This is a genomic window from Bacillus sp. FSL E2-8887, assembly GCF_038007205.1.
Lineage (GTDB): Bacteria > Bacillota > Bacilli > Bacillales > Bacillaceae_G > Bacillus_A > Bacillus_A mycoides.
The window spans coordinates 3,805,285-3,818,171 of the sequence record NZ_JBBOWS010000001.1; the positions used below are offsets into that span (position 1 = coordinate 3,805,285).

General features: G+C 36.8%; 14 protein-coding genes. All 14 read right to left on the minus strand.

From position 1 onward, the window contains the following. Positions 1 to 62: 62 nt before the first annotated feature. Complete coding sequence (locus NSQ08_RS19415; protein WP_002015103.1) at positions 63 to 623, minus strand: L,D-transpeptidase; 561 nt, start codon at positions 621 to 623, stop codon at positions 63 to 65. A 16-nt stretch (positions 624 to 639) separates the two neighbouring features. Next, positions 640 to 1,608 (minus strand): aromatic acid exporter family protein, encoded by a 969-nt coding sequence (locus NSQ08_RS19420; RefSeq protein ID WP_002033971.1) that lies wholly within the window; start codon positions 1,606 to 1,608, stop codon positions 640 to 642. Between the two features lie 100 nt (positions 1,609 to 1,708). Further along, entirely contained in the window at positions 1,709 to 2,431 is a 723-nt protein-coding gene (locus NSQ08_RS19425) for an amino acid ABC transporter ATP-binding protein (RefSeq protein ID WP_002088545.1), read from the minus strand. Beyond that, entirely contained in the window at positions 2,424 to 3,083 is a 660-nt protein-coding gene (locus NSQ08_RS19430) for an amino acid ABC transporter permease (protein WP_016100640.1), read from the minus strand. The genes NSQ08_RS19425 and NSQ08_RS19430 overlap by 8 nt, the downstream gene beginning before the upstream one ends. A 36-nt stretch (positions 3,084 to 3,119) precedes the next feature. Beyond that, positions 3,120 to 3,899 carry a transporter substrate-binding domain-containing protein gene (locus NSQ08_RS19435; protein WP_340778083.1) on the minus strand — a complete coding sequence of 260 codons (780 nt, stop codon included), beginning with the start codon at positions 3,897 to 3,899 and terminating at the stop codon, positions 3,120 to 3,122. Between the two features lie 251 nt (positions 3,900 to 4,150). Continuing rightward, complete coding sequence (locus NSQ08_RS19440) at positions 4,151 to 4,564, minus strand: BrxA/BrxB family bacilliredoxin (protein WP_002008492.1); 414 nt, start codon at positions 4,562 to 4,564, stop codon at positions 4,151 to 4,153. A 144-nt stretch (positions 4,565 to 4,708) separates the two neighbouring features. Beyond that, the gene (locus tag NSQ08_RS19445) at positions 4,709 to 5,116 is read right to left on the minus strand and encodes a YjdF family protein (protein ID WP_073516449.1); all 408 of its coding nucleotides are present in this window, start codon (positions 5,114 to 5,116) and stop codon (positions 4,709 to 4,711) included. A gap of 120 nt (positions 5,117 to 5,236) precedes the next feature. After that, positions 5,237 to 5,701, minus strand: a complete 465-nt coding sequence (locus NSQ08_RS19450; RefSeq protein WP_340778090.1) for an NUDIX hydrolase — start codon at positions 5,699 to 5,701, stop codon at positions 5,237 to 5,239. Between the two features lie 69 nt (positions 5,702 to 5,770). After that, positions 5,771 to 6,475, minus strand: coding sequence for a DUF421 domain-containing protein (locus NSQ08_RS19455; protein ID WP_061674762.1), 705 nt, complete (start codon positions 6,473 to 6,475; stop codon positions 5,771 to 5,773). A gap of 106 nt (positions 6,476 to 6,581) precedes the next feature. After that, the gene (locus NSQ08_RS19460; protein ID WP_340778096.1) at positions 6,582 to 7,760 is read right to left on the minus strand and encodes an FtsW/RodA/SpoVE family cell cycle protein; all 1,179 of its coding nucleotides are present in this window, start codon (positions 7,758 to 7,760) and stop codon (positions 6,582 to 6,584) included. A 340-nt stretch (positions 7,761 to 8,100) separates the two neighbouring features. Continuing rightward, positions 8,101 to 9,420: a dihydrolipoamide acetyltransferase family protein gene (locus NSQ08_RS19465; RefSeq protein ID WP_340778098.1), complete on the minus strand. Its 1,320-nt coding sequence runs from the start codon at positions 9,418 to 9,420 to the stop codon at positions 8,101 to 8,103. A gap of 15 nt (positions 9,421 to 9,435) precedes the next feature. Beyond that, positions 9,436 to 10,419, minus strand: a complete 984-nt coding sequence (bfmBAB, locus tag NSQ08_RS19470; RefSeq protein WP_000290070.1) for a 3-methyl-2-oxobutanoate dehydrogenase subunit beta — start codon at positions 10,417 to 10,419, stop codon at positions 9,436 to 9,438. Between the two features lie 13 nt (positions 10,420 to 10,432). Continuing rightward, complete coding sequence (bfmBAA, locus tag NSQ08_RS19475; protein WP_002033961.1) at positions 10,433 to 11,434, minus strand: 3-methyl-2-oxobutanoate dehydrogenase subunit alpha; 1,002 nt, start codon at positions 11,432 to 11,434, stop codon at positions 10,433 to 10,435. 27 nt (positions 11,435 to 11,461) lie between these two features. Further along, positions 11,462 to 12,883 (minus strand): dihydrolipoyl dehydrogenase, encoded by a 1,422-nt coding sequence (gene lpdA / locus NSQ08_RS19480; RefSeq protein WP_002033960.1) that lies wholly within the window; start codon positions 12,881 to 12,883, stop codon positions 11,462 to 11,464. Positions 12,884 to 12,887: the final 4 nt, after the last annotated feature.

Below are 12,887 nucleotides of genomic sequence, written 5' to 3' on the forward strand. Positions count from 1 at the left end.
GAGCAACCCCTTTACTCAATTATCTTTATATATTCTCATTAACGCATGGTTATGTACACATGTCAAGACAACTTATAATAAAAGAAAAAGCCAACCGTTTCGTTGACTTTTCCAAATACTATGGCCCCTTTTTCCTTCGCCAATTGCTGAAATGTTTTTTTCGATTTCACAATCGATACTTTCGTTCCAATTGGAATACGATCAAACAAATATTCCACATCATGTTTCTTCATTCTTATACATCCTTGCGAAATATATTTTCCAATTGAACTAGGTTGGTTTGTCCCGTGTATCCCATACTTACTTCCATCCGTGCCTCTTGCATTAAATCCCATCCATCTCGATCCAAGTGGATTTTTGGGAGAGCCCCCAGGAATATCCTTCGCAATATAATAGGGATCCTTCGCCTTCAATACAATGTCAAAGGTTCCTTCTGGGGTTAATTCATTTGTTTTCCCTGTCGCTACTGGAAAAACCTTTTGGATCTTCCCATCATCGATGTAAGCTAGTTTATTCGTTGCTTTATTTACAATTATAAAAGGATCTCCAGCACGTGGGTTATCACCAAGAGGCCAGATCGGTGATAGAGAAAGACATAATAATAAAGAAAGAAGATACGGCATATATAGTTCCTACCTTCTAAATAAGTTCTTTTATATTATCCTTTCCCTTAAAACGACTTTTAATGAGTAAATATTGCTCCATCTCATAAACAAGTTGAACAAGTTTTGCACGTATTTCAAATTCTTCTCGCGAGACTGGTAAAGGCATTTCTCTAAATACTTCTCGCATTTCTTGAAGTTGTCTTAACGAAATGACCCCTGTACTTTCAGGTCGAATAGAATTCCCTATATTTTCAATTACGTCTGCAATCATATCAGCTTGTTCATACGTCCAAGATAGTGATGCAGCTAATGGTATCATGCGCTCCAAAATTTCAAATTGTTGCATACGCATATCAAAATACCGATAATAATAGTCATCTTCACGCATAAATTCATTCTCAAGTTTTTTAAATGATAAATCTTTCGCTTCTTTCAGCATCATTTCTGTTTCAATTAATTCGGCCCCACTCCAATTACTATCTCGATTCCGTAAATAAACGACCATTTCAAACAAAATCGTTCTGAAATGCTCTTCTATTTTTCCTTGATACTCTTTCAGTTTATTCTCACTGCTTGGCATGTACATGTTTACTAATAAAGCGACACTAATTCCAATCGTTAATATAGCAATTTCATTACCAACTATAGACCATGTAATTTGCTTTAATGAATACAGATGCATAACGATAACCGAACTCGTAACAATCCCTTCTTGAATTTTGCACATAACTGCAGTTGGAATAAAGGTAAGCAGTAATACGCTAATCGCAAGTGGTGTATAACCAATCGTTTCAAAAATACAAAACGCAAATACCATCGATAATACACAAGCTAAAAAACGGTGCAACGATACTTGAACGGATTTTCGTTTCGTATTTTGCACACATAAAATGACTAAAATACCAGCTGAACTATAAAATTCTAATCCTAATAACTGAGCAATAAAAACTGCCGCTCCCGTTCCAAGCGCTGTTTTCACTGTTCTATATCCAATTTTAAACATATCATTACTCCTATATGTATAAATGTATTTAAAAATAGTATAAAAAAAGGATGACGCAATGTCATCCTTTTCTACCTATTATTCACGTACCCTTCACATATTACAATATCTTTTGCAAAAATTCTTTTGCACGGTCACTTTTTGGTGCTGTAAAAAACTCTTCCGGATTACTATCTTCTACGAGCTTTCCACCATCTAAAAAGAGAACACGGTCTGCTACTTCTTTTGCAAATCCCATTTCATGTGTAACGATTGCCATCGTCATTCCTGTCGTAACTAATGATTTCATAACTTCTAACACTTCTTTCACCATTTCTGGATCTAGCGCAGAGGTAGGTTCATCAAATAACATAACTTCCGGTTCCATCGCTAACGCTCTTGCAATTGCTACACGTTGCTTTTGTCCTCCTGAAAGACGGTTTGGATATGCATCTTTCTTATCTAATAACCCCACTTTTTCTAGAAGTTTCTCAGCTTTTTTTTCAGCTTCTTGCTTCGTTACTTCTTTTACATTGATAGGAGCATACGTAATATTTTCTAATACAGTCATATGAGGGAATAAGTGAAAATGTTGAAATACCATTCCGACATTTTCACGAACGTGCATAATATTTGTTTTCGGATTCGTTACTTCTTCCGTTCCAATCCAAATGTGACCATCTGTCGGCGCTTCCAATACATTCATACAGCGTAAAAACGTTGACTTTCCAGATCCAGACGGTCCAATAATTGCAACAACCTCTCCTTTCTCAATCGTTGTTGTAATTCCTTTTAATACTTCATTTTTCCCAAATGATTTATGAAGGTTGTCAATTTTAATCACTTTTCTTCATTCTCCCTTCAATGGCTTTCCCGACTAATGTAAGAATAATTACTAATATATAATAAATAAGTCCAACAAAAAGTAATGGCTCAAGATATTTAAATGTTTCACCACCTACAATATAAGCACGGCGCATTAAATCAGTCGCTCCTATTACGGTTACTACAGCCGACTCTTTCGTAAGTGTCGCAAACTCATTCACAAGTGCTGGTAATATATTTTTTAAAGCTTGAGGAAAAATAATATTTCTCATCATTTTACTGTACGGAATACCTAAAGCCATTGCTGCTTCTGTTTGTCCTTTATCGACTGCTTGAATGCCGGCACGAATTACTTCTGACATATATGCACCTGAATTTAAGCTAAATGCAAGTACAGCTGCTAAAAAAGCTGGTATCTCATAACCCATCATTTGCGGAACACCGAAATAAATAATCATTAATTGTAATACTAGCGGTGTGCCACGAAATATTGACGTATAAATATCTGCTGCAATATTTAATACTCGTATTCTAGCAATTTTGCAAAGTGCTAATAACGTTCCTAAAATAAATCCTACCACAGCTGATGTAGCTACAATTTTCAATGTAACTTCTAATCCCTTTAATATATATGGTATTGAAGGCGTAATTGCCGAAAAATCTAGATTCATCCTTTTCATTCCCCTCACAGAAAAGTGAAAGGCAGCTTATTTTCCGCTGCCAAACCATTTCTTCACTAATTTATCCATTTCTCCATTTTCTTGCATTTTCTTAATTACTTTATTAAATTCTGCTGTTTTATCACTATTTTTCGGAAGAGCAATTGCTGCACCTACTTCTTCTGGTGCTTCTTGAATTTCAATTCCTTGTAGTTCTTTCATTTTTTCTAAATAATTTTTTGCAACTGTGTCTTCTATAATTGCAGCGTCAAAACGACCAGCTTTAATTTCTTGTACGATTTCTGGTATACGGTCACGTCCCTCAGCTTTGAAATCGACTTGTTTCTGAAATTCTTTTGCCTTTTCTTCTTGAATTGATCCTGTTTGTACTCCTACTTTTTTCCCTTTTAAATCTTCTAACGATTTAATATTGGAGCCCTTTTTTGAAACGATCATATTTTTTGCAACAAAATATATATCTGTGAAATCAGCATTATTTTTACGCTCTGCAGTTGGCGTCATACCCGCCATAACGAAATCAACTTTTCCTGAATTAAGAGATGCTAATAATCCGCCGAAATCCATGTCTTTCACTTTCACTTCGTATCCAAGTTCTTTTCCGATATATTTGGCAATATCAACATCAAAGCCGATAATTTCATCACTTTTTGAAGCTTCCACGTATTCATACGGTTTATAGTCTGCTGAAGTCCCCATAACGAGTACTTTTTTATTTTTTCCAGTAGCCTTTTCTTCCCCATTACTACAAGCACTGAATATACTTACAATTAAAATAAGTGCAAACGATATTGATAACAACTTCTTCATCTTTCTTCCCCCTAATAATGTATATTTAAAAGTTTAATAGAATATTTATTCGATGTTTGTATTGTATCAGCACTTTCATTTTTATGCAATATTTAAAATAAAAATAAATAAAAAAACAGCATTAAAGCTGTTGTTAATGCATGAAAACATGCATAAAATAACAACTTCCTGCATGTTTAATTATTTTGAAAACTAAATAAAAAAGGCGGTACATCCACTTCATTGTGGACGTACCGCCTTTTCGCTTATATTTATAGTTCTTCACAATTCTCTTCGAAATAAGATTGTAGTTTTGCAATAACTTGCATTGGTTCATGACCTTCAATTTCATGACGTTCTACCATCGTTACAATTTTTCCATCTTTTAATAAAGCGAATGATGGAGAAGAAGGTGGATATCCTTCGAAATATTCACGAGCTGTTGCTGTTGCTTCTTTATCTTGACCTGCAAACACCGTTACAAGATGGTTAGGACGTTTATCATAATGTACGGAATGCGCAGCAGCAGGACGAGCAATACCACCTGCACAACCACATACAGAGTTTACCATTACAAGTGTTGTTCCATTTCTTTTAAACGCTTCTTCTACTGCTTCCGGCGTCGTCAATTCTGTATATCCAGCAGAGACAATCTCTTCACGCGCTTGGCGGACAACATCATTCATAAAAAAGTTAAAATTAATCAATCTTTTCCCTCCTCTAAAACTATCTATTTGTATCTTACCAGTTAATGTTTATGAAATACAAGTAAGTTTACTTGTATTTAGGCATAGAAAAGGTGTTAGAGCCCTTGCTCTAACACCTTTTTTTTAATGGCCACGATGCTTTTGCTTTGCTTTTTGTACTTTAATTAAACGTCTTCTTTGTTTTTCAGCTTCTCGCTTCTCTTTAGACTGCACTTTCTTTTCTTGTTTATACAATTCATAAGATAAACTAATCGCTTCTTGTGCCTTAGTAAAACGCTTTACATTTACTTCTTTTGCCGCTTGTCGTATGATACGTTTTATATTTTTGGGGCGCTGTTTTTCTTCCACTTCCACACCACATTTTGCAACATGCTGGAAATATGCTAACATTGGACCATTCACAAATATAAGTACTTCTTCATCTGAAGGTTCCATTCCAAAAATATACCTTGCTCCATACAATTTTCCTTTTTCTTTATGCGTAATAATTCCTACGAAAAATTGACCATCGTGATATACTGTCAAATCCATTGACAGCCCCTCCTTTAAAAAAATTAGAAATACTGGACATCCCGGAGGGGAAGGTACTGACATGAAATCATGCGTCTGGACTACCGACCAGAACTGTGTTTTTGTATTTCTTTCATTATATCATATCTTATTTCCCATAATTTTTATATATTCACCAATCATTTTTTTATGTGATCCTACAATATAGTCAGGTAATTCTGTTAGTGGGAAGAATGTAAGCTGAACCGCTTCTTCTTTATTCATAACAAACTCCCCTTCATATTCATCCGTATAATAGGCTGTCGTCACGGATTGAAATTCATCACCATTTGCTAGTTTTGTAAAATAATTCGCTCCCGAAAATACATTAATTAATCGCAAGTTCTTCACTTCTATTCCTGTCTCTTCATATACTTCACGGCAAGCTGTTTCTTCTGGTGATTCGCCAAGCTCCATTAATCCGCCAGGCAATCCCCATTTTCCGTAAGGCTCTGTTCTTTGCTGCAATAAAACATCCCCATTTTCATTTATAACGAGTACAACAGCACCAACTAAAATTAAAGGGCGATGACCAATTACTTTTCGTAACTCCTCTACATATCCCATCGTATCCCTCCTTTTTCGTTGTCCACACTATTGTATCATATGTATGAAACGACAAAATGCGTATATTTTTCATTTTTTTAACAAAATATTTATTTTATGAGCTTCATCTACTGTAGCTAACATAATGGATTCGACTTCTGCACTCTTCTCTAGAAATTCTCTCGCCCACTCTTCTGTTTTTCCTACTAAAGCTAGAACATCTTGCTGAATCCTCCCATCCTTTACTAATACAAAAGAAACTGGAGATCTTCTTCCCGCCACTTTCAGATCAAGCCGCGAAACTGCTTCATATTCTGGATACCGAAATATAGAAACAACACCATTCGCTTCCCACAATGCTAATTTAATCGTTTGAATATCGCTCACATTTCGCATACGAAGTTCCGAAAATAAATATTCCACCGTAATTCTCGCTTTTTTCAAATTGCTAAAATCAATGGAACCATTGTGTATAAGAATAATAGGTGCTGGCTCTAAAAAGCGTCTCCATCTATCCCATTTCAACATTAAGACTGAGCTTATAATGTGAAGTACAACAAGTATGAACGTTGTAATCATCGAGCCGAGTAACCCCACTTTTTCATCAGATAATGCATTAGAAATATTCCCACCAAGCAATAATACTAATACAACATCTAAAAAACGAAGTTGCGCGATGGACCTTTGCCCCATCGCTTTCGCAACTAATATTAAAAATATGTATGCTATGATAGCCCGAATAACCCATTCACTATTAGAAAGATGCCGTGCCCCTTCAAAAATATGCATATGCATCACTTTGCACTCCTTACCCGTCTCAAACTGCTACTTTGTTTTAGTTTGCAACGTTTAAGAGCATATATGTAAAAAAGCTGGTTCGTTTTTACACGAACCAGCTTTTTTACTTAACAGAAAACATATACTTTTTATACGTTTTCCGTACCGATAATATAAGACCCATCATAATCATATTTGAGAATAAGGAACTTCCCCCATATGATAAGAAAGGTAATGCAATCCCTTTTACAGGCATTAATCCAACGATCATACCGATGTTTTGGAATATTTGAACCGTTAATATTCCGATTGATCCAGCACATAATAATGTACCGAATAAATTATCAGCAGAATAACCGATAATAATTGTTCGATATAGTAGTAATAGGAACAAGAATACAACTAACGCTGCTACGATAAATCCACCTTCTTCGGCAATTGTAGCGAAAATAAAGTCAGTATGCTTCTCAGGGATATAGACGTTCCCTTCACCAAATCCTTTTCCTTCCATACCGCCACTACCTACAGCTAAAATCGATTGCTGTGTTTGATAACCTTGATCTGTATGTTCAAATGGATCTAACCAACCTAAAATACGTGATTGTTGGTGAGGTTTTAGTAACGTAACTAACTTATTAAAGAAGAAATCCTCATACCTTACGTAAATAAATATTAACGCCGATAATATGGTGACTGGAATAACTGTACATAACGCTATCAATTTCTTCTGAATTCCTGACATAAATAAAATACATGCGATAGCTGCTGCATATAAGAACACCATACCTGTATCCGGTTGGCTATATACAACGGCCATAGGCGGGAGGGATACTAGCATAATTTTACCTACTAATTGTAAATCCGTTTGGAATGTCCTTACCATATACTGTGCATTATGTTTCACTGCTATACTTGCTACTACAAGAAGCAATGCGATTTTGAAAAACTCGGATGGCTGAATTTGTCCAAGTACTGGAAAAACGAACCACCTTTTTGCCCCTAACTTTTCAGGTGTGAAACCTGATGGTGGTAATACTTTCAAAAGAATAAGTGAAGCAAACCCAGCAATATAAAGCGGCCAAGACAATTTTTGCAACTGATCTAAGTCGATGCTAGCAACAAGAAGTAACAATACAACCCCAATTATGTAGTTAACTCCCTGCTTCATAGCAAAGTTTGCATCTCCATACTGTCCGGTTTGCTGACTGCTATATATAGCAGTTATACTTATAACACAAAATGCACACAAAATTAAAATTAATTTTACATCTAAACTTTTTAGAAACTCGGTACTTCTTTTCATGACATCCTCCTGAAACATTGTTACAGCAAAATAAAAAACCAGGAGTCAACATTCTTCATGTTTTGACGACTGATTACACATTATCTATAAAACACTTATATAGAATAACTCTCTTTTTCATACAATACAATATATTATACTACAGTTTCGTCAGTAAGATTTGCCAAAAAAATTATTCTTTTCTTATTTTATATCTATATACCATATATCAGCAATGTATTTTCGTAAATTTCTAATACATACTCGTTCATTGTAAGATTGCCGGGAAAAGTGTTGTACATATAGTAGGATGCAAATGAAGAAATAAGATGATAAAAAGCTCGCATAAGCGAGCTTTTTATTAATATACAGATGTATTATTTTCTGACGTATTTTCTAGAATTTCTTTTACACGTCCTAAGAACTTACCACAAATTAGGCCATCTAGTACACGGTGGTCAAGTGATAAACATAAGTTAACCATGTCGCGAGCACCGAACATACCGTTATCCATAATTACTGGGCGTTTTACAATTGATTCAACTTGTAAAATAGCCGCTTGTGGATAATTAATAATACCCATAGATTGAACAGAACCGAATGATCCTGTGTTATTAATTGTAAATGTTCCGCCTTGCATTTCGTCCGCTTTTAACGATTTCGTACGTACTTTTCCTGCAAGCTCTGTAATTTCACGAGCGATACCTTTAATCGTCTTCTCGTCCGCGTGTTTAATTACTGGTACAAATAGTTCATCCTCTGTTGCAACAGCGATAGAAAGGTTAATATCTTTCTTCTGAACGATCTTATCGCCAGCCCACATTGAATTGATTTGAGGATACTCTTTTAACGCTTGTGCTACTGCTTTTACGAAGAAAGCAAAGAACGTTAAGTTAAAGCCTTCACGCTTTTTGAAATCGCCTTTAATTGAGTTACGATATGATACAAGGTTTGTCACATCTACTTCAATCATCATCCAAGCATGAGGTGCCTCATGTTTACTGCGTAACATATTTGCTGCAATTGCTTTACGCACACCTGTTACCGGAATCTCGATATCTCCAGGCATTGTCGGCACAGAAACTGGTTTTGCAGCTTCTACTTTTTGCGCTACCGGTGCTACTGCCGCTGATTTTGGTGCCTCTGGACGCTCTGCTACTGCAACAACTTCCTCTTTCTTGGCACCTGCTTGCGGAATATTTCCAGATTCCACTAGCTTTAAAATATCTTTACGAGTGATACGGCCATTTGCTCCCGTACCTTCTACTAAATCTAAATCAACATTATGCTCACCTGCAAGTTTTAAAACAGCTGGTGAAAAACGTGGTTTTCCATCAATTGGTTGTTTTGCTTTCGGTGCTTTTTCAGGCGTAGCTACTTCTGCCTTTGGTTCTTCTTTTGTTTTTTCCTCAACAGCTGTCGCTGCTACTTCATCTGCGCCTTCTACTTGAATAACACAAACTACTTCACCTACAGCTAACGTCTCACCTTCACCAGCGATTAATTCTTTCACAATACCAGTGAAAGAAGATGGCACTTCAGCATTTACTTTATCAGTCATTACTTCTGCAAGCGGATCATACTTGTTTACGTGATCGCCAACATTAACGAGCCATTTACTAATTGTACCCTCTGTAACGCTCTCCCCGAGCTGAGGCATTGTGATATTTTCTACAGCCATGTATAGTCCCCCCGATTAAAATTCCGCAAGTTCACGCATTGCTTTTTCAACTTTATCTGGATTTACCATAAAGAATTTTTCCATTGTTGGTGCATATGGCATTGCTGGAACATCTGGACCTGCAAGACGTGCGATTGGCGCATCTAAATCAAACAGACAGTTTTCAGCAATAATTGCTGCCACTTCACTTATAATACTTCCTTCTTTATTGTCTTCTGTTACAAGAAGAACTTTACCTGTTTTAGAAGCCGCTTCAATAATCGCTTCTTTATCTAACGGATATACCGTTCTTAAATCAAGAATGTGTGCAGAGATTCCATCTTGTGCTAACTTCTCAGCTGCTTGAAGAGCAAAGTGAACACATAATCCGTAAGTGATAACAGTAATATCATCACCTTCGCGTTTTACATCTGCTTTTCCGATTGGTAATACATAGTCATCTTCTGGCACTTCACCTTTAATTAAGCGATATGCACGCTTATGCTCAAAGAATAATACTGGATCTTCATCACGAATTGCAGCTTTTAATAAGCCTTTTGCATCATATGGTGTAGAAGGGATAACAATTTTTAAACCTGGTTGGTTTGCAAACATCGCTTCTACAGATTGTGAATGATACAATGCACCGTGAACACCCCCGCCGAATGGCGCACGAATTGTAACTGGACAAGTCCAATCGTTGTTAGAACGATAACGAATTTTTGCTGCCTCAGAAACAATTTGGTTTACTGCTGGCATGATGAAATCAGCAAACTGCATTTCAGCGATTGGACGCATACCATACATTGCCGCACCAATTGCTACCCCAGCAATTGCAGATTCTGCAAGCGGTGCATCAAGCGCACGATCTTCACCAAATTGATCATACAAACCGTGTGTCGCTTTAAACACGCCACCTTTTTTACCAACATCTTCTCCTAAAACGAATACTTTCTCATCGCGTTCCATTTCTTCGCGCATTGCTAATGTAATAGCATCAATATAAGACATTACAGCCATGAAACGTTCCCCCCTATTCTGCGTATACGTGCTTCAATGCATCTTCAGGTGCTGCATACGGAGCATTTTCTGCATATTCTGTTGCTTCATTTACGATATGCATAATTTCGTCTAGCATTTGTTTTTCAAATTCCTCAGTTAACACACCAACTTCTTTTAAATAAGCTGCAAATGTTATAATTGAATCTTTTTTCTTCGCTTCTTCTACCTCTTCTTTATCACGATAAACACGATCATCGTCGTCACTAGAATGTGCTGTCAAACGATATGATACTGCTTCAATTAAAGTCGGACCTTCACCACGACGACCGCGGTCTGCTGCTTCTTTTACAGCTTTATATACTGCAAGCGGATCGTTTCCGTCTATTGTATATCCAGGCATGCCGTAACCAATTGCACGATCTGATACGTTTTTACATGCTAATTGTTTTTCAACTGGAATAGAGATTGCATATTTGTTATTTTCACACATGAAAATAACAGGTAGTTTGTGTACACCAGCAAAGTTTGCTCCTTCATGGAAGTCACCTTGGTTTGAAGAGCCTTCTCCGAATGTAACGAACGTTACTAAATCTTTCTTCTCCATTTTTCCAGCTAGTGCAATACCAACTGCATGTGGTACTTGCGTTGTTACTGGTGATGATCCTGTAACAATACGATTTTTCTTTTGACCGAAGTGACCAGGCATTTGACGACCACCAGAGTTTGGATCTCCAGCTTTTGCGAAAGCAGACAACATAAGCTCTTTAGCTGTCATACCAAACGCTAGTACAACACCCATATCACGGTAGTATGGTAATGCATAATCTTTCTCTCTATCAAGAGCGAATGCCGCTCCAACTTGTGCAGCCTCTTGTCCTTGACAAGAAATTACGAATGGAATTTTACCTGCACGGTTTAATAACCACATACGTTCGTCAATTTTACGTGCAAGTAACATCGTACGGAACATTTCTAATACTTGCTCATCACTTAAGCCAAGCTCTTCATGGCGCTTTTCTTTTACTTCTGCCATTTTTCATAACCTCCTAAATCCACATTTTTATGCGTGTAACGCTCTTCCATCTACAGCAAGTGCAGCTTCACCAATCGCCTCAGATAATGATGGATGCGGATGAATTGTATGTGCTACTTCCCAAGGTGTTGCATCAAGTACTCTTGCAAGACCAGCTTCAGAAATCATATCTGTTACATGTGGTCCGATCATATGAACACCGAGAATGTCATTTGTTTCTTCATCAACTACAAGTTTTACAAAACCGTCTGATTCTCCGTATACAAGTGCCTTTCCGATTGCACGGAATGAGAACTTACCGACTTTTAACTTATAGCCTTTTTCTTTTGCTTCTTGTTCTGTTAAGCCGACAGAAGCAACTTCTGGACTACTATATACGCATTTTGATACCATAGAATAATCAATTGGTGTAACTTCTTTACCAGCGATATGTTCTACTGCAACAATTCCTTCATGAGAAGCAACGTGAGCAAGTTGCAAGCCACCGATTACATCTCCAATTGCGTAAATATGAGATTCCTTCGTTTGATAAAACTCATTTGTTTGAATGTATCCTTTTTCCACAACAATATCTGTGTTCTCTAAGCCCATATTTTGCGTATTCGCTTGTCTTCCGACAGATACAAGCATTTTTTCTGCTTTAAATGCTTTGTTCTCACCGTTATGTTCAGCTTGAATTGTTACTCCATTATCTTTTACCAATGTTTCTGGTAATACTTTTGCACCAGTTACCACTTTAATACCTTTTTTCTTGAATAGACGTTGCATTTCTTTTGAAACGTCATTATCTTCTAGTGGTAATATGTTTTTCGCATATTCTAATACAGTAACTTCTACACCGAAGTCAGCAAGCATAGATGCCCACTCAATACCAATTACACCGCCACCAACGATAATGATTGAGCTAGGAAGCGTTTCCATTTTTAGGGCATGATCCGAAGACATTACATACTCTCCGTCTAACTCTAATCCTGGTAATGAATTTGGACGAGAACCTGTTGCAACAAGCACATTTTTTGGAATTAACATTTCATTCTCTTCTCCACTTGCAAGTTCAACTGAAATTGTACCTGGCATTGGAGAGAAAATAGATGGGCCAAGAATACGGCCAATACCTTCAAACACATCAATTTTACCTTGTTTCATTAAATGCTGAACGCCTTTATGAAGCTGCGTTACAATCTTCTCTTTACGCTCTTGTACTTTAGCAAAGTTTAGTTCTACATTACTTGCAATAACTCCGAACTCTTCTCCTTTTTTAGCAGTTGCGTATACTTCCGCACTACGTAAAAGAGCTTTACTAGGAATACATCCTTTGTGTAAACAAGTACCACCAAGATTTTCTTTTTCAACAAGTGCAGTTTTTAACCCTAGTTGTGATGCACGAATAGCAGCAACATATCCACCAGTACCGCCGCCAACGATGACTAAATCATATTCTCTTGCCATTATC

Coding starts and splice junctions, on each gene's coding strand:
- NSQ08_RS19415 (WP_002015103.1), bottom strand. CDS start 623: ATGCCGTATCTTCTTTCTTTATTATTATGTCTTTCTCTATCACCGATC.
- NSQ08_RS19420 (WP_002033971.1), bottom strand. CDS start 1,608: ATGTTTAAAATTGGATATAGAACAGTGAAAACAGCGCTTGGAACGGGA.
- NSQ08_RS19430 (WP_016100640.1), bottom strand. CDS start 3,083: ATGAATCTAGATTTTTCGGCAATTACGCCTTCAATACCATATATATTA.
- NSQ08_RS19435 (WP_340778083.1), bottom strand. CDS start 3,899: ATGAAGAAGTTGTTATCAATATCGTTTGCACTTATTTTAATTGTAAGT.
- NSQ08_RS19440 (WP_002008492.1), bottom strand. CDS start 4,564: ATGAATGATGTTGTCCGCCAAGCGCGTGAAGAGATTGTCTCTGCTGGA.
- NSQ08_RS19445 (WP_073516449.1), bottom strand. CDS start 5,116: ATGGATTTGACAGTATATCACGATGGTCAATTTTTCGTAGGAATTATT.
- NSQ08_RS19450 (WP_340778090.1), bottom strand. CDS start 5,701: ATGGGATATGTAGAGGAGTTACGAAAAGTAATTGGTCATCGCCCTTTA.
- NSQ08_RS19455 (WP_061674762.1), bottom strand. CDS start 6,475: ATGCATATGCATATTTTTGAAGGGGCACGGCATCTTTCTAATAGTGAA.
- NSQ08_RS19460 (WP_340778096.1), bottom strand. CDS start 7,760: ATGAAAAGAAGTACCGAGTTTCTAAAAAGTTTAGATGTAAAATTAATT.
- NSQ08_RS19465 (WP_340778098.1), bottom strand. CDS start 9,420: ATGGCTGTAGAAAATATCACAATGCCTCAGCTCGGGGAGAGCGTTACA.
- bfmBAB (WP_000290070.1), bottom strand. CDS start 10,419: ATGGCTGTAATGTCTTATATTGATGCTATTACATTAGCAATGCGCGAA.
- bfmBAA (WP_002033961.1), bottom strand. CDS start 11,434: ATGGCAGAAGTAAAAGAAAAGCGCCATGAAGAGCTTGGCTTAAGTGAT.
- lpdA (WP_002033960.1), bottom strand. CDS start 12,883: ATGGCAAGAGAATATGATTTAGTCATCGTTGGCGGCGGTACTGGTGGA.